The sequence below is a fragment of the Clostridium sp. genome (genome assembly GCF_017888565.1).
GTDB lineage: Bacteria > Bacillota > Clostridia > Clostridiales > Clostridiaceae > Clostridium.
Window position 1 is genome coordinate 1 of sequence record NZ_JAGHFX010000030.1, and the last position, 22,054, is coordinate 22,054.

At 28.0% G+C, this 22,054-nt stretch carries 21 protein-coding genes and 1 riboswitch; of the genes, 3 read left to right on the forward strand and 18 right to left on the reverse strand.

Going from position 1 to position 22,054, the window contains the following annotated elements:
* Positions 1–280: 280 nt before the first annotated feature.
* From ugpC to J7M87_RS05320, 8 genes are all read right to left on the reverse strand, one after another.
* On the reverse strand, positions 281–1,390 hold the full coding sequence (ugpC, locus tag J7M87_RS05285) for a sn-glycerol-3-phosphate ABC transporter ATP-binding protein UgpC (protein WP_291649353.1): 1,110 nt from the start codon (positions 1,388–1,390) through the stop codon (positions 281–283).
* A gap of 24 nt (positions 1,391–1,414) precedes the next feature.
* On the reverse strand, positions 1,415–1,891 hold the full coding sequence (locus J7M87_RS05290; RefSeq protein ID WP_291649354.1) for a hypothetical protein: 477 nt from the start codon (positions 1,889–1,891) through the stop codon (positions 1,415–1,417).
* Positions 1,892–2,149: 258 nt separating this feature from the next.
* Positions 2,150–4,249, reverse strand: coding sequence for a UvrD-helicase domain-containing protein (locus J7M87_RS05295; protein ID WP_291649356.1), 2,100 nt, complete (start codon positions 4,247–4,249; stop codon positions 2,150–2,152).
* Between the two features lie 98 nt (positions 4,250–4,347).
* Positions 4,348–6,264, reverse strand: coding sequence for an ATP-dependent zinc metalloprotease FtsH (gene ftsH / locus J7M87_RS05300; protein WP_291649358.1), 1,917 nt, complete (start codon positions 6,262–6,264; stop codon positions 4,348–4,350).
* A gap of 19 nt (positions 6,265–6,283) precedes the next feature.
* The gene (gene lepB / locus J7M87_RS05305; RefSeq protein ID WP_291649545.1) at positions 6,284–6,853 is read right to left on the reverse strand and encodes a signal peptidase I; all 570 of its coding nucleotides are present in this window, start codon (positions 6,851–6,853) and stop codon (positions 6,284–6,286) included.
* Entirely contained in the window at positions 6,850–7,074 is a 225-nt protein-coding gene (locus tag J7M87_RS05310) for a DUF3006 domain-containing protein (RefSeq protein ID WP_291649360.1), read from the reverse strand. The genes lepB and J7M87_RS05310 overlap by 4 nt, the downstream gene beginning before the upstream one ends.
* A 135-nt stretch (positions 7,075–7,209) precedes the next feature.
* Entirely contained in the window at positions 7,210–8,502 is a 1,293-nt protein-coding gene (lysA, locus tag J7M87_RS05315; RefSeq protein WP_291649362.1) for a diaminopimelate decarboxylase, read from the reverse strand.
* 132 nt (positions 8,503–8,634) lie between these two features.
* A riboswitch (Lysine riboswitch) is annotated at positions 8,635–8,803 on the reverse strand.
* 72 nt (positions 8,804–8,875) lie between these two features.
* Positions 8,876–9,553, reverse strand: a complete 678-nt coding sequence (locus J7M87_RS05320) for a hydrolase (RefSeq protein WP_291649364.1) — start codon at positions 9,551–9,553, stop codon at positions 8,876–8,878.
* A 227-nt stretch (positions 9,554–9,780) separates the two neighbouring features.
* On the opposite strand from J7M87_RS05320, the gene J7M87_RS05325 reads away from it, so the two are divergent.
* Positions 9,781–10,977 (forward strand): DUF1576 domain-containing protein, encoded by a 1,197-nt coding sequence (locus J7M87_RS05325; RefSeq protein ID WP_291649366.1) that lies wholly within the window; start codon positions 9,781–9,783, stop codon positions 10,975–10,977.
* A 3-nt stretch (positions 10,978–10,980) separates the two neighbouring features.
* The gene (locus J7M87_RS05330) at positions 10,981–11,325 is read left to right on the forward strand and encodes a hypothetical protein (protein ID WP_291649368.1); all 345 of its coding nucleotides are present in this window, start codon (positions 10,981–10,983) and stop codon (positions 11,323–11,325) included.
* A gap of 63 nt (positions 11,326–11,388) precedes the next feature.
* On the opposite strand, the gene J7M87_RS05335 is transcribed toward J7M87_RS05330, so the two are convergent.
* The 3 genes from J7M87_RS05335 to sfsA form a co-directional block, all read right to left on the reverse strand.
* Positions 11,389–11,889: a peptidoglycan recognition family protein gene (locus J7M87_RS05335; protein WP_291649370.1), complete on the reverse strand. Its 501-nt coding sequence runs from the start codon at positions 11,887–11,889 to the stop codon at positions 11,389–11,391.
* 117 nt (positions 11,890–12,006) lie between these two features.
* The gene (locus tag J7M87_RS05340; protein ID WP_291649371.1) at positions 12,007–12,510 is read right to left on the reverse strand and encodes an NUDIX domain-containing protein; all 504 of its coding nucleotides are present in this window, start codon (positions 12,508–12,510) and stop codon (positions 12,007–12,009) included.
* 109 nt (positions 12,511–12,619) lie between these two features.
* The gene (sfsA, locus tag J7M87_RS05345) at positions 12,620–13,315 is read right to left on the reverse strand and encodes a DNA/RNA nuclease SfsA (protein ID WP_291649373.1); all 696 of its coding nucleotides are present in this window, start codon (positions 13,313–13,315) and stop codon (positions 12,620–12,622) included.
* A gap of 552 nt (positions 13,316–13,867) precedes the next feature.
* Between sfsA and J7M87_RS05350 the strand changes: the two genes are divergently transcribed.
* Complete coding sequence (locus J7M87_RS05350; protein WP_291649375.1) at positions 13,868–14,287, forward strand: DUF1700 domain-containing protein; 420 nt, start codon at positions 13,868–13,870, stop codon at positions 14,285–14,287.
* 582 nt (positions 14,288–14,869) lie between these two features.
* On the opposite strand, the gene J7M87_RS05355 is transcribed toward J7M87_RS05350, so the two are convergent.
* The 7 genes from J7M87_RS05355 to J7M87_RS05385 all read right to left on the reverse strand — a co-directional run bounded on the left by J7M87_RS05355 (position 14,870) and on the right by J7M87_RS05385 (position 22,054).
* The gene (locus tag J7M87_RS05355; protein WP_291649377.1) at positions 14,870–15,049 is read right to left on the reverse strand and encodes a hypothetical protein; all 180 of its coding nucleotides are present in this window, start codon (positions 15,047–15,049) and stop codon (positions 14,870–14,872) included.
* A 209-nt stretch (positions 15,050–15,258) separates the two neighbouring features.
* Positions 15,259–15,558 (reverse strand): DUF3892 domain-containing protein, encoded by a 300-nt coding sequence (locus J7M87_RS05360; protein ID WP_291649379.1) that lies wholly within the window; start codon positions 15,556–15,558, stop codon positions 15,259–15,261.
* Between the two features lie 72 nt (positions 15,559–15,630).
* A complete protein-coding gene (locus tag J7M87_RS05365; RefSeq protein ID WP_291649381.1) occupies positions 15,631–16,071 on the reverse strand; it encodes a hypothetical protein in 441 nt (146 codons plus the stop codon).
* A gap of 509 nt (positions 16,072–16,580) precedes the next feature.
* A complete protein-coding gene (locus J7M87_RS05370) occupies positions 16,581–17,180 on the reverse strand; it encodes a response regulator (RefSeq protein ID WP_291649383.1) in 600 nt (199 codons plus the stop codon).
* A 23-nt stretch (positions 17,181–17,203) separates the two neighbouring features.
* A complete protein-coding gene (locus tag J7M87_RS05375; protein WP_291649385.1) occupies positions 17,204–19,051 on the reverse strand; it encodes an ATP-binding protein in 1,848 nt (615 codons plus the stop codon).
* A 290-nt stretch (positions 19,052–19,341) separates the two neighbouring features.
* Positions 19,342–19,929 carry a rubrerythrin gene (gene rbr, locus J7M87_RS05380; protein ID WP_291649387.1) on the reverse strand — a complete coding sequence of 196 codons (588 nt, stop codon included), beginning with the start codon at positions 19,927–19,929 and terminating at the stop codon, positions 19,342–19,344.
* Positions 19,930–20,182: 253 nt separating this feature from the next.
* A complete protein-coding gene (locus J7M87_RS05385) occupies positions 20,183–22,054 on the reverse strand; it encodes a fructose-specific PTS transporter subunit EIIC (protein ID WP_291649389.1) in 1,872 nt (623 codons plus the stop codon).

Consider the following 22,054-nt stretch of genomic DNA (forward strand, 5'->3'; position numbering starts at 1 on the left):
TAATAATATTAGATTTCAAAAAAGGTTAAAAAATATGGCTCCAATTAAATATCGAAGCCATTTTTGTAATTCACAATGATATATCCCTTTTAACAATGTCTACTTTTTAGGGGTCAGACCATTTCGTTAGCGCCTTTTAAAATCTTCATTCACTTCTTCCATTATAATCATTTGTAAATTCTATCCTTTTAATAAATTATTAAACAGGCTTAAGGATTTTATTATCCTTAAGCCTGTTTACTTTAATCACTATATAATATTTTACACTTAATAATTTGTACTAGAATATTGTATTTTGTTCTTCTTTATCAAAAATGTGGATCTTATTAGAATCAAATCCAAATTCTATTGGATCTCCGATCTTATAATCAGCACCAGTTCTAGATTTTATTATAAAGTTTGCCCCATCCTTTTTAACATGGATATATGTTTCTGCACCTAGGTTTTCTTTTAAATCAACCTCTCCTTTAAAAGTAACAACTCCTTCAGCAGTTAATTCTTCTTTTGAATGATAGATATTTTCTGGTCTTATTCCAACTATAACTTCTAAGTTTTCAGCATTCTTTTCTTTTACTATCTTAGCTTTTTCAGCTGGAACTTCAACTAATTTATCAAATACCTTAACATAGTTTTTTCCATCCTTAACAAGGTTTTGTCCATATGTCATGTTCATTTGAGGACTTCCTATAAATCCTGCAACAAAAAGATTAGCTGGGTGGTTATAAATTTCAGTTGGTGAAGCAACTTGTTGAATAACCCCATCCTTCATAACAACTATTCTTGTTCCTAAAGTCATAGCTTCTGTTTGGTCATGTGTTACATATATAAATGTAGTATTTAATTCATTATATAACTTTGAAATTTCTATTCTCATTTGAACTCTTAACTTAGCATCAAGGTTTGATAAAGGTTCGTCCATTAAGAATACTTTAGGACTTCTAACTATAGCTCTTCCCATAGCAACTCTTTGTCTTTGTCCACCTGATAAAGCTTTTGGTTTTCTATCTAAAAGATGTTCTATATCTAATATCTTTGCTGCTTCTCTAACTTTAGTATCTATTTCTTGCTTTGGTAGCTTTCTAAGCTTTAATCCAAATGCCATATTTTCATATACAGTCATATGAGGATATAATGCATAGTTTTGGAAAACCATTGCTATATCTCTATCTTTTGGAGCTACATCATTTACTATCTTATCATCAATGTATAATTCTCCTCCAGATATTTCTTCTAATCCTGCAATCATTCTTAATGTAGTTGACTTACCACATCCTGATGGTCCAACAAATACTATAAATTCCCTGTCCTCAATCTCTAAATTAAAATCTTGAACTGCCTTAAATCCATTTTCATATACTTTTTGAATATTTTTTAAACTTAAACCTGCCATAATCTTCTCCTCCAAATTTATATATTAATAAAATGCTAACGGATTAACTCTTTTTATTAAATTTGTTAACTTTTCATCCATTGCCAATTGAAATCCTACAACTCCTTGAGATGTTTTTGCCATATACACCATGTCTTTTAATCCAGACTCTTCTAAATAAGCTTTTATAATTTTACTATTACTCTTTCCAAGTCCTTCTGGACTTTTAACACTTGATATTTGTCTGATATTAAAACTTCCTATTTGCTTTCTTTTACTCTTATTCATTATTTTGAATATAACTAACTCATCTGCTGTAAGCTCATATTCATACTCAACTATAAGATTTCTAGACAAAATGAAGATTACTAAGTATATTAAAGCAAAAACTGCTGTAAATACTAAATTCAACATTGATGCAAACAATATTGCAATAACTAATGAAACCTTGGATGAAATATTTAGTATCTTTTCTAAACTTCCGTAATCTTTAGTTTGAAATTGTTCATAAAAGCACTCCATACCCTAACCCCTTTATTGAATATCGTTTACAAAGAGCTTATGATTTTATTATAGTATCTTTTTTCTTTATTTCAATGTTATTAACTTCAATATACACTTTTCTTAAATTATGACTAATAAAAAATTAAATATATTGTGAAATTTCACAAATAATTTTTTTTAAATTTAAACCTCAAAAAAGAAAAAAGGGCTATCGCACAATTAAATAGCTTTCTGCGATAGCTCCTTTTTAATTATATTCATATAAATATATAAAATTTATCTTACTTTAACTACTGACAATCTATGCAACGCTCTAGTACACATTATATATTTAATTAAATTATCGGTATTCTCATCAAAATCAACAATTATTACAGCATCAAATTCTAACCCCTTAGCATAATAGGATGGTATTAATACCTTTCCACCTTTATACACTACATCTCCACCATTGAATGCCAATATATTTGTGTATTTTTTAAGTTCTGGAGATATAAGATTTAATTTTTCCTTATCCTTTGTTATTATAGCTATATTTTCATACTTTTCTTCTTGATAGTCTTCTAATAAATTTAATATTACATCTATTAAATCGTCCTTATCATCTTTTGGTACTATTGTTTCTAGTACATCAAATTCACCTTTTCTTACAAATGGAACAACTGCATTTTCATCTAAAAGCTTACTTGCATATTCCATTATTTGATAAGTTGATCTGTAACTCTTCTTCAGCTCAAATAAACTAAAAAATCCGCCAAAAAGTTCTTTTAATTTTAGCATAGCTGGGACTTCTTCTGCTTTTATAAGTCTTTGATTTGAGTCTCCAACGATAGTATAACTTCTACATCCTGTTAATTCCTTCAAAACTAAGTACTGTAACATGTTGTAATCTTGAGCTTCATCAATAACTATATGCTTTATTTCTGTATTAGCTTTCTTTCCATCTAATTTTATCATTAAGTATAAAATACCTGCTAAATCTAAATATGAAAGACTTTGGATATTAATAAATTCTTTATATATATCTACAATACCTTCATTTTCTATCCATTTTTCTATTTCAGATTTAGATTTCATAACTTCTCTTACTATATCTCTTATAGCAATTCTTCTTCTAAATTCAATATTGTTTTCTTCAATTACTAGTTCATCAGCAGATAGCTTCGACTTTTCTTCTTGCGCTTTTAAATTAATTTCCCTTACTTTCTCATCTCTTTTATCTTTTATTTTTGAAAATAATATTCTCTTTATCTTTTGGCTTCTTCTAAATATAGGCATATATTTATAATGTTTCTCAAAAAGCTCTTCTATTTCATCTATAGAAACTATTTCTTCATCTAAAAATCTTACTGATTCTATTCTGAAATAGTTTTCTTCTATATCTTCTATTTTTTTATCCAACATTTCTATAAATTTATTTGATGATTTATATTTTATATCTTCAATTATCTTTTCATTACCTTTTAATACTTCTTCTAAATAAGATGTTATATCTCTTACAGGCTCATTTAAGCCTATTTCCTTATATGCAAAAGATAAAAATGTTTCATTAACAACTGCCGTCTCTCCTAAATTAGGTAACACCTCTGAAATGTAGTCCATGAATATGTCATTCGGTCCTAAAATAAGAACTTTATCTGTTAGTTGTTCCCTAAAATTATATAAAAGATATGCTATTCTATGAAGAGCTATAGTAGTTTTTCCTGAACCTGCAACTCCATTTACAACCACAACTTTATTTCTATCAGCTCTTATTATTTCATCTTGTTCTTTTTGTATCGTATTTACAATATCCTTAAGTTTCTCTCCTGAATTAGATGATAGAACCATTTGTAATATTTCATCTTGTATATTTATATCCGAATCAAAATATCCTTCTAACTTAGCCTTTTTTATAATTAATTGCCTTCTTGATAATATATCTACTGGTATTTCCCCTTGCGGACTTTTATAAGTAGTTTCACCTAGCATCCCTTTATAAAATAAAGATGCAACTGGTGCTCTCCAATCAACTATAACTGGATCATAACTTCCTTCTGGAGTTAATCCATATCTACCTATATATAACTCCTCTGAATATCCATCATCTATAAACCCAATTTTTCCAAAGTATGGAGACTCTTTAAGCTTAACAAATTCACCTAATTTTTTATCTATCATTTTATATGACTCTTCTTTAATATATCTTTCATGATCAAAGTATTCCATTAACTTATCTTCATCATCTCTATATTCTTCTATATATTTTTTTCTATAATCAAGTATATATTCTGAAATACTTTTTCTCTTATCTATATATTTTAAAGTTTCTTCACTAAGAATATTTAACGTATTTTTTAAGTTTTCATCTTCTTTTAATAGTTCTATTTTATCCAAGAGCTAATCCCCCTTTGATTTTTAATTTATATTATTAAGAAAGAGTGTAACAATAAATCATGTACACCCTCTCATTAATTTATCCATTTTTCGTTATTTTAAACTTCTGTTATTTCTTCTACTTCTATAACTTTACTTGAATCTTCAATCTTTTTCTTTTTCTTATCTCTTAGTTCCGGATATTTATCATATACAAATTCCATAAATTCATCACCAAATATCGTCTCTTTTTCTAATAAGTACTCTGAAATCTTATCAAGTAAATCTCTATTTTCATTTAATAACTTTCTAGTATTTTCATGACAAGTTTTTATAATTTTTAATATTTCTTCATCTACTAAAGTTGAAGTTTCGTCACTACATTCTCTTACTGCTCTTCCATCTAAATATCTATTTTGAACAGACTCTAAAGCCATCATATCAAATTTATCTGTCATTCCATAAATAGTAACCATACTTCTAGCTGTTTGTGTAGCTCTCTCTATATCGTTAGAAGCACCTGTTGAAACCAATTTAAATACTTCTTCTTCTGCAGATCTACCACCTAACATAACCATTATTTGACTTGTTAATTCATCTTTTGATACTAAGTATTTTTCTTCTTCTGGCAATTGCATTGTATATCCTAGTGCTCCCATAGTTCTAGGAACAATAGTTATCTTATGAACTGGATCTGTTTTTTCTAATAATGCAGCAACAAGTGCATGACCTACTTCATGGAATGCAACTACTCTCTTTTCCATAGGAGATAGAATTCTATCCTTCTTTTCTTTTCCTGCTATTATAACTTCTACAGCTTCTCTTAAATCTTCTTGCATTACAAATTCCCTGCCATGCTTTACTGCTCTTAAAGCTGCTTCATTTACTATATTAGCAAGATCTGCTCCTACTGCCCCAGGAGTACTTTTTGCAATTTCTTCTAGATTTACATCATCTCCAAGTTTTACTCCTTTAGAGTGAACTTTTAATATATCTATTCTTCCTTTTAAATCTGGTCTATCTACTATTACTCTTCTATCAAACCTTCCAGGCCTTAATAATGCTTTATCTAATATTTCTGGTCTATTTGTAGCTGCTAAAACAACTATTGCTTTAGTTGAATCAAATCCATCCATTTGTGTCAATAATTGATTTAGTGTTTGTTCTCTTTCATCATTAGTTTGAAGCTGAGAATCCCTACTTTTACCTATAGAATCTACTTCATCAATAAATATGATACATGGAGCATTTTTTTCTGCTTCTTGGAAAAGATCCCTTACTTTTGCTGCTCCCATTCCCGCAAACATCTCTACAAAATTTGAACCTGATATGGATAAAAACGGAACATTTGCTTCTCCAGCTACTGCTTTTGCTAATAATGTCTTTCCTGTTCCTGGTGGCCCAACTAAAAGAGCTCCTTTAGGAAGCTTAGCACCTATTTCTGTGTATTTACTAGCATTATTTAAATAATCTATTATCTCTTTTAATGATTCTTTAGCTTCATCTTGCCCTGCAACATCATCAAAAGTTATTTTTATATCATTTTCCTTATAGATCTTAGCATTACTTTTTCCCATCCCCATTCCCATCATAGGAGATGAGCCCATTTTCTTACCAATTCTTCCAGCTATAAATCTAAATATAGAGAAGAGTATAAGAGGCATTATTATCCAACTAAAAATAAATTCTGCTATGAAATTATTTTGTACTGGCGCTCCTTTAAACTCTACTCCTGATTCATTTAAAATATTTATTAAATTAGGATCATCAACATTGCCAGTATATAATATTTTGCCTGTCTCTTTACTATCTTCATCACTCTTAGGTAATATTTTTATTTCTGTAGATGAAATAATAACACTTTCCACTTGCTTATTCTCTACCATATTTAAGAATTCATTATAACTTATCTCTTGAGTTGTCATAAAATTTTTAGTTGAAGTAAAAGCGTATAAAAATAGAAATGCCATTACCGCATAGAATAGAGTATGCTGCTTTCTATTATTATTATTTTCTTCTGTATTTTTATTTCCCATAGCTCTTCCTTTCCTTACTTTATTTTATTTTACCAATTTGATCAAAAGGATATACTTTTATTTGAGCCTTACCACTTATATCTTCACCATCAATATATGGATTAATCCAATATCTTGAATCTTTTGACCAAAGTCTATTATCTCCTAAAAAGAAATATTTCCCCTCTGGTACTTCATACTCTCCATTAAAATTATCTTCAGCACCTATATAATCTTCTTGCAACTCTTCTCCATTCACAAATACTTTACCATTTTCTATATTTATTTTATCTCCTGGTAATCCTATTAACCTTTTTATTAATGAATCTTGAAGTTCTTCTGAGTGAAATACTATAACATCCCCTCGTTTAAGCTTTTCTAAGTTATATACTCTTGTAACAAAAAGCCTATCACCAACATTTAGTGTAGGTACCATTGATTCTGATGGAATTAAAACTTTAAATAATAAGAACTTATTTATAAGAAAAGCTAATATTATCGCTGAAATTATTGGAATTCCCCATTCACTAATAAAGCTTTTTTTAGAATCACGCTCTTTCTTACCTTCTTCTAGATCAATTCCTTCATTTACATTATTACTATCACTCATTCTTCCCATAGTCCTTTCATCATAGTATTGATATTTTCACGTCTTAATTTACTAGCTTCTTCATCTATAAAATAAAAGTTATCTTTCTTAAATAAAATATCTCCTTCTTTTACATTTCCTATTATATCACTTTTTTTAACACTAATTAATTCATTGGATTTTATTTCCAATACAGCGTAATCACACTCAATTCTATCTACTATATATTCCCTTTTCTCCATAATAATACTACTTTTACTCACCTCGCTTTTTTAGCTTATATTCTAGTATATCATATTTATGAAAAATTTAAATAGAGTATATATTATTAAAAATAGGGCAAATGAATTTCATTTACCCTATTTTTTATTCTAACATTATATTTCATTAATTAATAATTCTTCATAACTTTGTCTTTTGCATACAACTTTTGCTTCACCATTTCTTACAAATACTACTGCTGGTCTTAAATTTTTATTATATCCACTAGCCATTGAAAATCCATAGGCTCCAGTTGATAGAACTGCAAGTATATCTCCACTTTCTGCTTTTTGAAGATTTATATCTTGTAATAAAATATCCCCTGACTCACAGCACTTTCCAGCTACAGTAACTCTACTTTCTATATTTTCGCTCGCCTTATTAGCTATTATGGCCTCATATTTTGCTTCATATAAAGCTGGTCTTATATTATCCGTCATTCCACCATCTATAGCTAAATATTTTCTTATACCCGGTATCTCCTTTATTGAACCTATTGTATATAATGTTGTTCCTGCATTAGCTACAATTGATCTTCCTGGCTCTATTGTTAAGATAGGTTTTTTAAGTGATAACTTATTACATACTTCATTAACTCTATTTAATATAATATCACAATACTCTTTTGTTTCCTTTGGCTTATCTCCCTCTGAATAATAAATGCCAAATCCTCCACCTAAATCTAACTCTTCAATCATGTGTCCTGTTTCCTGTCTTATATTGTTTATAAAGTTTATCATTACTTCTGCTGCATCCGCAAATGGCTCTGTTTCAAATATTTGTGATCCTATATGACAATGAAGACCTACCAACTCTATACTCTCTAATTCTAAAGCTTTTTTTACAGCATCCATAATTATATTTCCTACTGGTGCAAACCCAAACTTTGAATCTATTTGACCTGTTTTAATATATTCATGAGTATGAGCTTCTATTCCCGGTGTAAGTCTTAAATAAACCTTTTGAACCTTATTATATTTTTCAGATATCTCATTTATCTTTGCCATTTCCCATAGATTATCCACTACAAATCTTCCTACACCTAGTTTAATTCCAAACTCTATCTCTTCTAAAGTCTTATTGTTTCCATGAAAATATATTTTCTCTACAGGAAAGTTAGCCTTATATGCTGTATATAGTTCACCACCTGAAACAACATCTAAATAAAGTCCTTCGCGTTCTATAAGTCTACACATTTCTAATGTTAAAAAAGCTTTCCCTGCAAAAGCTACTCTATTATTCTCTGAATTAACTTTAAAGTATTTTACATAATCTCTACAATTATCTATTAGAAGCTGTTCATCCATTACATATAACGGAGTTCCATAATCTTTTGCTAAGTCTCTTGCCTTTATACCCCCAATAATTAAATTATTTTCTTCTATTTTACTTGCCCCAAAAAGTATCATATAATCTCCTCCAAAATATACTTATATTATTATAAAAATAAAACCACTATGGCTTTCCATAGTGGTAGATCTCCTTAAGTGAAATTAAAGGCTATAGGTGTATTTAGCATATAATAATAAAATTTATAATTATTGCCTTGTAGCCCTCCACTTACGTGACAGTGATACACATATTATATGCATCCCCAGAAATAAATCCTTGCAATGATATATTCCTTCGGCTGTTAATCCTTTCTTTATAATTCATAACTTTGCAAAGCTCATTATAAATACTATTAATAACAGCACCTCTACCTTGGTCATTAGTCCTATATATATATATTATACACCTTTTCTATTATTATTCTATATTTTTATGGATTAAATATTCTAATTAGTTCTGGTCTCTGTATTTATCCATTAAACTTCCCATAACATCACCAGATGGTGGTGGAGTATATGTTATTGCATTAGCCCCAGCCTCTATAGTTCTTATTATAGTTTCCTCTGTCGGTCCACCAGTTGCTATTATAGGGAAAGTCGGAAATTGATCTCTTATTTTCCTTACAATATTTGGTGTATTTTTACCTCCAGAAACATTTAGTATCGTTGCTCCAGCTTCAATCCTCTCAGCAACATTTTCACATTCTGAAACTACAGTAACTATTACGGGTATATCTATAGTTTCACGTATTTTCCTTATAATATCATTTGCTGTAGGAGCATTTACAACTACTCCCATTGCTCCTTTAAATTCTGCATCCAAAGCTAAATTTACTACTCTTTTCCCTTGAGTTATTCCTCCACCTACCCCGCAAAATACAGGTACATCTGCTGCCATAACTAAAGCTTGTGTTATAAGTGGTTGAGGAGTAAAGGGATATACTGCTATTATGGCATCTGCATTGGTATTTCTTATAATGGCAACATCTGTAGTAAATAATAAAGATTTTATTCTTTTTCCAAATATTTTTATTCCACTGCAATCTCTTATGCAAGAAGGAACTTCTATTACATGACTTCTTAATAATCCTTTTATCTCTGGTACTTGTTTTATTTTCTTCCCATCCATACCAAACTCCTCCTATTTTATATTCAACTCTAATCATTTCTAAGCTATAATTATATTATACTACCTTAAACATATATTAAGATATACATAACTAAATAATTTTATTAGATTAAATTGTTTTTATCAATATATTTATTTAAATTTTATAATATAAATAATAATTTTTTTGAGAGGTGATTTATATAAAAAAGAGGAAATTTTATCCACCCTATGTAGTTTTACTGATAATGTATTTATTTTTTATTCTTGTTGCACTAATATTAGATTCTCCAATTGAAATATTTTATGGATTAAAAAGAATAATCTTAAGTCCAGATATTTTGATAACTGATTATGTTGAAATTGGTGGAATCGGTGCATCTCTGTTCAATTCCGCTTTGACCAGTATTCTATCCATGTTACTTTTAATATTTATAGGGGTTAAACCTAATGGGTCAACTATTATGTCATTATGGCTTATGACTGGATTTGCATTCTTTGGTAAAAACTTATTAAATATATGGCCAATAATAATAGGTGTCTATCTTTATTCAAAATATCAAAAAGAACCTTTTCTTAATTACAGTTTAGTGGCACTACTTTCAACCACATTAGCTCCTACTGTGAGCCAACTTAGCTTTACAGATAACTTTTCACCCTTATTCGGAATATCACTAGGCTATGGAATAGGGATACTTACTGGATTTGTATTAGCACCTATAGCTTCCCACTGTATTAAATCTCATAATGGATATAATTTATATAACGTAGGATTTGCTGCTGGATTATTTGCCACACTCTTAATGTCTATACTACGTGCTGTAGGCATAGAATTTGAAACTAGAATGGTATGGAATACTGGGTCGAATTATATTTTCTCCATTCTTTTATTTATAATTTCTCTATATTTAATAATCCTCGGTTTACTTCATAATCCTAGCCCTAAAGAAAAATTATCCTCCTTATTTAATCAGCCAGGTAGATTAGTTAGCGATTTTTATTTATTATTTGGAGATACTTGCTATATTAATATGGGTGTACTTGGATTTTTATCAACCTTTCTTGTAATACTTCTAAATGGTGATTTAAATGGACCAACTATTTCTGGTATTTTCCCCATAATTGGTTTTGGAGCCTTTGGTAAGCATATAAGAAATATAATTCCTATTATATTAGGTGCGATTCTAGGGGCATTAATGAATATTAATCCGATTAATTCTCCATCATTAATATTATCTATTTTATTTTCAACAGCTCTTGCACCTATTGCTGGAAAATTTGGTTTTAAAGCAGGTATATTAGCTGGATTCTTACATGTAAATATGGTTACTAATATAGGATACCTTCATGGTGGTCTTAATTTATATAATAATGGCTTAGCAGCTGGATTCGTTGCAATGCTTTTAATTCCAGTTATTAATATCTTTAAAAAGGAGATTATTTAAAACATGAAATTTAAATTTGAAAAAAACTTAAGAATAGTTAATGAAATGATGACTTACCTTTACAAATCAGGCGCTAGTGATATTCATGTAGAATTGCATACTGAAGATGACTCTAGCTCCTTTCTGATTTGTGGTAAGATTAAAGAAATTGATGATATTGAATTATATAATTTAAAAAAGATACTAAATACTCCTCGCCAACATGAAGTTGAAGAATATTATTGGCACTTAGGCGGAGAATGTGAATTAGATGGAGAGCTTTCTTTAGTTGGAATGATGATTGATAAAGCTGAAATCAGTTATAACGATAGCATTTTATCTATTAAAATATATAGATCTGATTGTTAAATATTGCATAATTTAAAACAGTAGATAGACCTATATTAAAGCTAAGTCTATCTACTATTTTTATTAAAGACCTAGTTTTGATTTAATTTCCTCAAAAGGAAAATTCTTGCCTGGGCACTCTGTATTTCTAACATCTTTATGTCTTTTTAAATCTCTAATATTATACTTTGTTATTAAGTGATTTGATAATTCAATAATACTGTTCATTTGATTTTGAGTTAGGTTTTCAATATTAAAATTACCTTCTATGGCAATTCCAAATGCTCTACTATTTACACTTGGCGCATGTGCACCTACAGCATTTTCAGGTCTTCCTCTATATATAGTACCATCTTTTCTTATATAAAAATGATACCCTATTCCAGACCACCCTCTTCCTTTGTGAATCTCATCTATTTTTTGAGGTGTCATATTATTATCTACTGTATGATGATAAACTATCATTTCAGGCTTAAAGTCATAATTTAAAGATGAAGACCACTTGTATTCAACTTCATTGATTTTAAACTCCCTATATAAAAATTCATTTCCAAACCCATTAACCTTATTTACTTTAAACTTCATTTTTTCCCCTAATTTATTACTATATCTTAATTATATGCCAACTATTTTTATTTTGTTAATAAGCAAATAGTAGATAGATTTCAACTTATTAAATCTATCTACTATTTCCATAATCATTTATATACCATTAGCTTTTCTTATTTCCAAAACCCTTTTTACAACTCTTGTTCCAATTATATCTTCTTTCATTTGCTCTAATGCATCTGCTAGTTTACTCCACCCCATGCCTTCAACTTCATCCGATTTATTAATTTTACCTGAAACAAAGTCAGCCATGAATGTTATCATTAAAATTTCTTTATCTTTAACATAATCGGAACCCATATATGTAATATTATTTATATTAATTCCAGCCTCTTCTTTTACTTCCCTATAAACAGCTTCTTCTGCTGTCTCATTATTATCTACATATCCTGTTAACAGTACTTTAGAATTTTTGTATATATAACTTTGCTTTAATAATAGTATTTCATCATCTTTAATTACTGCTACCATTATACATGGCTTTGGAGTATCAAAAAACATCACATCATCATGAGAACAATACGGTACACCGCCTTCATCCCAACTATACTTTTCTTCTAATCCTCTACCACATAAAGGACAAAATTTGTACTTCATAATACACCTCTTATTTAACTAAATAGCAACTTTATTTAAATATTATCTATTAATTATATATTTTAGTTAAATATATAATTTTTCTTTCAACTTATCTCTTATATAGTAATTATAATATTATATCAACTTTTTTATTTATTTCAATTCCATCTTTTTCAACTTTACAATTATATGCCATTATATCAACATTATTTTCTTTTGCTAGTCTTAATGCATTTCCAAATTCCGGATCAGTTGCATCATTAGGTGAAAATGTCTTAACATTATTTAATTGAATCAAAAATAAAATACCAGCACCAAACCCTTGTTTTTTTGCTTCTATAAGCTCTAATATATGTCTTGCACCTCTTTCTGTAGGAGCATCTGGAAATCTACAATGTCCACTCTCTTCTAAAGTTACACCCTTTACTTCTAAATAATATACTTCACTATCATCTTCTGTGGATAACTTAAAATCAAATCTGCTTTTTCCAAAAGTTTTCTCTCTATTAATTTTAGTATATTTATGTAAAGTATCAACCTTTTTATTATTTAAAGCTTCATTAACAACCTTGTTAGGTACTTGAGAATCTATACTAATTAATATATCATCTTTAATTGCTGCAACTAAATCATATTTTGTTTTCCTGCTAGGATTTAATTCTTCTCTTAAAAATACTTTTGTTCCTTCTTTTAATATCTCTCTGCATCTTCCTGTATTAGGAACATGAACTACTATATCTTCTCCATTTAATATAACATTTGCATTAAACCTATTAGGTCTACTTTTAAATATTGCTTCATATATATTTTTATTGTATCTCATTTTTTTCTCCTTAAATAAAATTGTAACCGTGATTTTCAACATTTTTTCCCATATATTTTATCCACAGTTCTCATAAAATCATAAGTTGTCCACAGGCTAAATTTTTAAAACACCTATTTTTCCTATATTTATAGTATTATTGTAACATTATCCACAGTTTTTATCCACATTTTGTACAAACTGTGCATAACTATATCTTATTATCCAAATCTTAAAAATATTACCTATTACATTGTACTACATATATTCGTCTTCTTCATCAAAAATCATCATATTGTTACAAACGTATATTCTTTACATATATATTGTGTCAATACCCTTTTTAAAAGTTTTCAACAGTTTTTCCAACTTGTCCACATTTTGTGGATAACTTTCCACAGTTTTAACACTTTTCCACGTCTTAATCTTTACTTATCAACACCTTAAATTTTTCTTAAAGTTTTTTTGGTAGCTTGTATTATGTAATACTATTTTTTATACTAATATCGAAAGTATGTAATTTTAATAATTTTATTTAGAATTTATATTTTTTTATGATTTGGAGGCATTATAATGACTAAAGAAACGTTTTTAAATATATTAAAAAGTGGCTTAAGTGACTTCCCAGAAGGAATATTAGGCGATATTTTATATGACTACAAAAAACACTTTGATCTTGGCTTCGATTCTGGAAAAACTGATGAGGAGATCATTAAAGAACTTGATAATCCATATGATATAGTAAATCAATATAGAAATGGATACCTAAAAAAATATGAATGTCAATTCTATGAAGAACCTATAGATAATGAGGAAAAAATAAATTCCTATACAGAAGACTTAAAGCAAGATTTTAATAATTGTAGTACTATTAATTATTCTAAAGATAAGAGTAGAGCATCAAATAATTTAATTATTACAATATTAATGCTTATTTTGGGTTTTATATTATTTGGTTTTATGCCTATAAGAATTATAGGCGCTATATTATGACTTTTTCTAACTTTAATAATTTCTAATCTTTCTATTCGTGTTATTGGAACTGGAATACATCTAGGCAAAGAAGTTACTAACACAATAGGAATTTTTGTTTTTCCTTCGTTTATATTAGATTTTCCTAATTCAGTTATTGCATTTTCTGTTTTAGGTATCATTCTTTTATTTATAATTTCATCAACAAATATTAACGGCACTGTAGACATTTCAACTATTGATGGAACTATATCAATTTTATCATCTGATAAATTAAAAAGTATAGATATAAATACTACATTAGGGCAAGTATCTTTCTCCCTTTCATCAAATAGCTATCCCCCTATAGATTATTCAACTGTAAATATAACTTTTTTAATAACTCTTCAAATCAAAATTATTTGATCAAAAAAATATTCTCTTAAAACTTGGTGATAGGTAAATGAAATCCAGTATAAAAACTGTTAATGGAGATTTAAACTTATCATATAAAACATTATTACTGAAATTAATATAAATAAAATTACAGTAGGTAGATTTGTATAAAACACTTCTCCCTACTGTCATTATTATCTAAATTATTATTTTTATAATTTAAATTACTTATTTTGAAGCATAACCTTTTTTATAATATGACGTCAAATATTGAATTGCTAGTATAAACGGTCCAACTAATGCAGTTATTACAGCCCAAATTAATTTATTTTGACCTTTTTCTTCTGCAAGCTTATATGATGCAAATACTGATACTATTAATAATAAAATAACCATAATTTTATTCATTTTCTCCCCTATAATTAATTACTTTCCTTACTCAATTTAATTTTACATAATTAATATATTGTTTTCAATAAAACTATATTGGCAAAAGGTAAACTCTTTGTGAATAAGTAACTTAATATTCACTTTTAATATTAACTATTACATTTATTTGATGCATAAAAATAGAGTAAGATATAAAAATATATAAAATTTTTATATCTTACTTTAGATTACTCTACTGTTGGTAATGAACTTAAATTATTATTTTCATCTTGATCTGGAAGACTTCTTAGATATTCTTCACCCTTCTTTGAAACTCCAACTGCTACACCAGATATTTGACCATTTTTAGCTAATTGAACACCTTCTTCTTTTGATACTCGTTCACCATTTGAAAGTTCATATCCTACTATCTCTCCAGACTTCTTAATTAAAGCTTTGATTGATTCTGCATCACTATTTGGTGTTGGTACTTCTTTATTAATATTTATTGGTAATCTTCCAATCATTCCATCATTTTCTTTATTCATAATAACACCTCCAATTGGTTATAGTGTTATTTTGTCCATTAGAAATTCTTTAATACAAATCTATTTGTATTTTTATTGTAAAATATTTTCTGCTTGATCTTTTAATAATTCTATATTATTATCGGCATCCACAGTAGTAAAATTATATACATCTTTAAAGTTATAAAAATAATTTGCAATGGCAATCTTCTTAGATCTAGGGATATTTAATTCATAAGCTAATCTTTCTAAGAAATCTATCTCTTCTTCTTCATACTCGCCATCAACTAAAGCCAATCCAACTAGTTCAAAATATATAATTGATTTTGATCTATCATTAGATTTTTTTATTAAATCTAAAACTTCATCATATTTCATAAGATATAACTCCGAATCAGATATTTCTAATTCTTCCTTATATTCCTCCAATAGGACTTTCTCTTCTTTAGCAAATTTGTTATCTACATCAGCAAAAATAGAAACTAAGTTTAGAAAAGCTGTAGACTCTTCTTTATTTAATTCTTTTAAAAACATCTTGTTTCTCCCTTCCTTCAATACAATTTTCCATTTAACAAAATTATCCTTTACTCAATTATATATGACTTATTATTGTTTTAAAACATATTATTTGAAATAAGTAATATCAAATAATAATATATAACTTTTATACTAGAATATATATCTTAGTATATTCTTACTTTTAATTATATAAATACAAAAGCTTAACATGCATATCTTTATATTTTAAATTTTATATCATACTATTTAAAACTTCTGCTAATTCTGATTTATTTTAAGTCAACTTTGTCACTTCTTCTATATCTAATATAGAATCATTTATATTAATAGCTATTTCTTGAGAATTTGCTAATGATAAAAGGAAAGTATGATAGAAGATATCTTAGTTTGTGCTCATACTCATATTCCTTCATATAAAAAGTTTAATGTCTTCTACTGTAGCTGAAACTGTTTCTATGTCATTATTTACCTGATTTAAATTTTCCAACATAAATTTTATAGCTTCTGCGATATTACTCGCCATATTACTTATTAAATAAGTTATATATATCTTGAAATCTTCGTTCCTCTACTTTATTTCCAATTAGTCCATTAAACTGACTTATCATTAAATATACTTCTTTATTATATGGATCCATTCCTATTACTTTCTTTAATAATTCATGTATTTTATTGTATTTATCAATATCATTCTGGGATAAAAGACTTTTCGCTTCAGTTATAATTAAATCTATATTACTTTCATTCTTATTAGGGATATTTTTGCTTTCTATTTCATCTAACACAATATTTATTCTGTCAGGCGAAAAAGGCTTTTGAAGATATACTACTGCACCTAATTTAGTGCATTCTATTGCGTTCTTTACTGTTGCAAATGCTGTCATTATAACAACAGGGCAACTCATTCTTACCTCCTTAATATTCTTTAATACCTCAGTTCCACTTATTCCTGGCATTCTAATGTCTAAAAATATTAAGTCTATTACTTCATTTGTATTTTTTATTATATTTAATGCTTCTACTCCATTATCTGCTGTGATTACCTCGTAACCCCTTAACTCTAAACAAGTACTCAATAATATTCTTATATTCTTTGTATCATCAATTACCAAAACTCTTTTCATATTATCACTCCTAAATTACTTCTCTAAGATAGTGGAATAGTAAATATAAATTTACTTCCATACCCAACCTCGCTCTCACACCATATTTTTCCTCCATGTATCTCTACAATCTCTTTTGCTATAGATAGCCCTAGTCCTGTACTCTCTTCTGGTATTTCAAACCCTTCTACTCTAACAAATCTCTCAAATACCTTCTCTAAATAATTACTTGGAATTCCTCTTCCTGTATCCGTTACAGATACCCATATATCATTTTCTTTAATATATCCATCTATTTTTATAGAACCATTCTCTGTATATCTAATAGCATTAGATAGTAAATTATTCAATACCCACTTTATTTTTTCTTCATCCATCATAGCATCAGGTAATCTTTCTTCTAAATTTACTTTCAATTCTATTCCCTTTTCTTTTGCTAGAGGAATAAAATTATATAAGCAACTTTTTACTAATTCTTTAATATCACTTTTCTTGATATTAAAAGAAGTCTTATTTGATTGAATATGAGATATCTTTAACAAATTTGATACTAGATCAGTTAATTTTTGTACATCCTCTCTTATGGTCTCTACAATATCTCTTTGCTTATCATTTAAAGAGCCTATATTTTTATCATTTATAAGTCCCACTCCCATCATTATTGATGTCAATGGAGTTTTTAATTCATGAGATATTGTTCCAATAAAATCTGCTTTTATAATTTCTAATTCCTTTAATCCAGTTATATTCTTAAATAATACTACTACCCCATCAATTTTTTCTTCTGATCCTTTTATTACAGTTGAAGTTATATTAAAAAAATATTTTTTATTATTTCTTTTTATTTCAATTAATTCCTCTCTATTTTCATTATCCTTATTAATAGATTCCTTTATATATTTGTAAACCTTAGATAAATTTATAACTTCAAAGAAACTTTTATCAATACAGCGTTCTTCATCAATATTAAAAAAAGCCTTTCCTTCATCATTAATAAATTTAATTCTAAACGTATCATCAAGTAATATTATCGGATCTGATATACTTTTAATTATGCTTAAAGATCTATTTTTCTCAGCAACTATATGACCTTCTGTACTTTTTTCAAAATCATATAATCTATTTGTCATATTATTAAATTCTTTTGCTAACAGTCCTATTTCGTCATCATAAATTACAGGTGCTTGCTTATTTAAATTCCCTTCCTTTACAGACTTTATCGCATTTACCAACAGATGTATTGGATTAAAATATCTATTGGTAAAGAACATAGCTATGGCTCCTCCAATTATCGCTCCTCCAAGTGATATAAATATAATAAAATATATGGATGATTCTGAACTACTTCTAAGAGCACCTTCTTTATTAAGCATAATATCTTCATTTAATTCAAATAATTTTTTCAAACTTTCATTTAATAAATCTATTTGCGGGGATATTTTTTTATAATAAATCTCAACTAATTCATCATGATTTTGACCATTATTATAATCTTGTAGTCCTGAAAATAACTTACTAAATTCTATATATTGAGAATTTATTATATCTACTAATTCCAACTCTCCAGGCTCTGTTATATTACTTTTTTCAATGTAAAACCATTTATAAAATTCATCATCATTTGCATGAAATAAATTTAAAGCTTCATCTTTATTTCCCTGTAGGTATATTAATATTGCCCTATCCTGATTATTAATACAATCAATCATCTTACTACTTGTATTAATACTTTTGTAATTATTAATAATTAATCCATTTATAGAGTTATTGATATTATACATATTAATAACAGAAGAAAATCCAACCAAAATAATTATTACTACAAGGATAATATATATAATTGTAAATTTTTTCTTTAAGGAGTTCACCATAATTTCAACCTTCCAATTCAAAAATATTCTTCTTTGATTATATTAATTATACATAATACATAAATATATATTCTATACTTATTTTTTCTTTTATAAAAATTGATGCTATATAATTTAGTTATTCCATAACCCAATTATTCGACTCAAACTTATAACTGTCATCTTAAAGTTTGAGTCGAATAATATATAAAACGAATCTGCTTTTAGTTACTTAGGTATTAAAGAGTTGATATACTCACATTTTTAAAATTTTATATTTTTATACATAAAAAGCTTAGGAATATTAATTCCTAAGCTTTTACATAATATTTTTAATAGTTTTCTACAAATACTTCAAAGTATCCTTGTGGATGTAAGCATGCTGGACATACTTGTGGAGCTTCTTCACCTTCAAAAATATAACCACAGTTAGTACATTTCCATAAAACTGACTCGTCCTTCTTGAATACTTTTCCTTCTTCAATATTCTTTAATAACTTATTGAATCTTCTTTCATGTCTATCTTCTACTTCTGTTATTCTTTCATATGCTACTGCTATAGCCGGGAACCCTTCTTCCCTTGCTATTCTTGCAAATTCAGGATAATCATGAGACCATTCTTCATGTTCACCTTTTGCTGCTGCTCTTAAATTTTTTGCTGTATCATCATATAAATCTACTGGGTAACCAGCATTAATTTCTATAGCCTCACCAGCAAAATCGTCTTTTAAGAATTTATAAAATCTTTTTGCATGTTCTTTTTCTTGTTCTGCTGTTTCCATAAATATGTTTGCAATTTGAACATATCCTTGCTTTCTTGCTACGCTTGCATAATAAGTATATCTAGTTCTTGCTTGTGATTCTCCTGCAAAAGATTTCATTAAATTTTCTGCTGTTTTAGTTCCCTTTAAACTCTTCAATTTATCCACTCTCCTACCTTATAAATTTTAATATTCGACCGAATTCCATTATATTACATATATTGTTAATTAGCAAATTATTTCATAACTAAATAATTAAAATAGTATTTTATTATTCTTTTTTCTAAATATTCCTCTAACTTATCTTTTATTCTTCTAATAGTTTACTTTGTTATTATTACTAAAAACATACACTTTTATTATAGTTATAAAAAAATAGCTATAAGTATGAACTTATAACTATTTTTTATGATTATTTTTTATTTTTCTTTAATATTGCTAATACTATCATTCCTACTAAAGATCCAATAACTAAAGATCCAAAATAACCTAATGGATTAGTTATAACTGGTAGAACAAATATTCCACCATGAGGTGCTCTTAATGCACATCCAAAGAACATGGATAATGCACCTGCTGTTGCTGATCCTACTACACAAGCTGGTATTACCCTTAGTGGGTCTGCTGCTGCAAACGGAATTGCTCCTTCAGTTATAAAGGATAATCCCATTACATAATTTGTTACAGCTGATTGTCTTTCTCTTTCTGTAAATTTCTTTTTAAAGAAAGTTGTACATAGTGCTATTGCTAATGGTGGAACCATACCACCTACCATAACTGCTGCCATAACTTCAAATTGACCACTAGCTAATGATGCTGTTCCAAATACATATGCTGCCTTATTTAAAGGACCACCCATATCAAATGCCATCATTCCACCTAAAACTGCTCCAAGTAATATTCTACTGCTATCACCCATATTATTTAAAACATTTGTAATTCCATTATTTAATGACGCAACAGGTGGATTAATTACAAAAGTTATTATAGCACCTATTAATAATATTCCAAATAAAGGATATAATAATACCGGTTTTAAACCTTCTAAACTACCAGGAAGTTTATCAAATAATTTCTTTAATCCTACTACTAAATATCCTGCAATAAAACCTGCAAGTAATGCACCTAAGAATCCTGAACCACCACTATTAGCAAGCATGCCTCCAACAAAACCTACTGCAAGAGCTGGTCTATCACCTATGCTCATAGCAATATATCCAGCTAAAACTGGTAACATAAATCCAAAAGCAGTGTCACCTACTGTTTTTAAAAATGCTGCAAAAGGTGTATTCTTACCAAAGTTTGAAGGATCTATGCTATAATCATCAAATAAAAATGCTAAAGCAATTAATATACCTCCACCAATAACAAATGGTAGCATATGTGATACACCATTCATTAGGTGTTTATATATTTGACGTCCAATACTTTCCTTGTCTCCTGATACTTCCTCATCTGAAGTCCTTGATCCACTATGATTATAAACAGGCGCATCTCCTGATATAGCTTTATTTATTAACTCTTCAGCTTTATGAATTCCGTTAGCCACCTTAGTTTGGATAACTTTCTTTCCAGCAAATCTTGCCATATCAACCTTTTTATCAGCTGCTATTATTATACACTCTGCTTCTTCTATTTCCTTAGCAGTTAATACATTTTTAGCTCCACCTGAACCATTTGTTTCTACCTTTATTGAAACTCTCATCTCCTTAGCTTTTTCTTCTAAACTTTCAGCTGCCATAAAAGTATGAGCAATCCCTGTTGGACATGCTGTTACCGCCAATACTCTGTATCCATCTCTACTTTCTTCTTTTACTTTATTAACCTTTTCATTTTCAAACTCATCAATTAATTTTATAAATTGCTCTGCAGACTTTGCATTTAATAATCTATTTCTAAAGTTTTCATCTATTAGCATAGTTGATAATCTCGCTAAAACCTCTAAATGAAGATTATTTTCCCCATCCGGTGCTGCAATCATAAAAAACAACTTGGCTGGTTGACCGTCTAAAGAATCATAATCAACTCCATCATTAACTACCATTGCTGCTAATCCAGCATCCTTGACTGCACTTGTTTTAGCATGAGGTATAGCAATTCCATCTCCTATACCAGTTGTACTAAGTTCCTCTCTAGCTAAAACAGCTTTCTTATATTCATCTTTATTATTTAAATTTCCTGATAAACTCATTAAATCAACTAATTTATCAATAGCGCCTTCCTTAGAAGTAACTTTAGGATTTATTGCTATAGATTTTTTATTTAATAAATCTGTAATTTTCAT

What these genes read in the sequence shown, in the direction of transcription:
- ugpC (WP_291649353.1), bottom strand. Translation starts at nt 1,390, where the DNA reads ATGGCAGGTTTAAGTTTAAAAAATATTCAAAAAGTATATGAAAATGGA.
- sfsA (WP_291649373.1), bottom strand. Translation starts at nt 13,315, where the DNA reads ATGAGATACAATAAAAATATATATGAAGCAATATTTAAAAGTAGACCT.
- J7M87_RS05355 (WP_291649377.1), bottom strand. Translation starts at nt 15,049, where the DNA reads ATGAATAAAATTATGGTTATTTTATTATTAATAGTATCAGTATTTGCA.
- J7M87_RS05385 (WP_291649389.1), bottom strand. Translation starts at nt 22,054, where the DNA reads ATGAAAATTACAGATTTATTAAATAAAAAATCTATAGCAATAAATCCT.
- J7M87_RS05340 (WP_291649371.1), bottom strand. Translation starts at nt 12,510, where the DNA reads ATGAAGTACAAATTTTGTCCTTTATGTGGTAGAGGATTAGAAGAAAAG.
- J7M87_RS05320 (WP_291649364.1), bottom strand. Translation starts at nt 9,553, where the DNA reads ATGGATGGGAAGAAAATAAAACAAGTACCAGAGATAAAAGGATTATTA.
- J7M87_RS05330 (WP_291649368.1), top strand. Translation starts at nt 10,981, where the DNA reads ATGAAATTTAAATTTGAAAAAAACTTAAGAATAGTTAATGAAATGATG.
- ftsH (WP_291649358.1), bottom strand. Translation starts at nt 6,264, where the DNA reads ATGGGAAATAAAAATACAGAAGAAAATAATAATAATAGAAAGCAGCAT.
- J7M87_RS05310 (WP_291649360.1), bottom strand. Translation starts at nt 7,074, where the DNA reads ATGGAGAAAAGGGAATATATAGTAGATAGAATTGAGTGTGATTACGCT.
- J7M87_RS05370 (WP_291649383.1), bottom strand. Translation starts at nt 17,180, where the DNA reads ATGAAAAGAGTTTTGGTAATTGATGATACAAAGAATATAAGAATATTA.
- J7M87_RS05350 (WP_291649375.1), top strand. Translation starts at nt 13,868, where the DNA reads ATGACTAAAGAAACGTTTTTAAATATATTAAAAAGTGGCTTAAGTGAC.
- J7M87_RS05335 (WP_291649370.1), bottom strand. Translation starts at nt 11,889, where the DNA reads ATGAAGTTTAAAGTAAATAAGGTTAATGGGTTTGGAAATGAATTTTTA.
- J7M87_RS05325 (WP_291649366.1), top strand. Translation starts at nt 9,781, where the DNA reads ATGTATTTATTTTTTATTCTTGTTGCACTAATATTAGATTCTCCAATT.
- J7M87_RS05365 (WP_291649381.1), bottom strand. Translation starts at nt 16,071, where the DNA reads ATGTTTTTAAAAGAATTAAATAAAGAAGAGTCTACAGCTTTTCTAAAC.
- lepB (WP_291649545.1), bottom strand. Translation starts at nt 6,853, where the DNA reads ATGAGTGATAGTAATAATGTAAATGAAGGAATTGATCTAGAAGAAGGT.
- lysA (WP_291649362.1), bottom strand. Translation starts at nt 8,502, where the DNA reads ATGATACTTTTTGGGGCAAGTAAAATAGAAGAAAATAATTTAATTATT.
- J7M87_RS05360 (WP_291649379.1), bottom strand. Translation starts at nt 15,558, where the DNA reads ATGAATAAAGAAAATGATGGAATGATTGGAAGATTACCAATAAATATT.
- J7M87_RS05290 (WP_291649354.1), bottom strand. Translation starts at nt 1,891, where the DNA reads ATGGAGTGCTTTTATGAACAATTTCAAACTAAAGATTACGGAAGTTTA.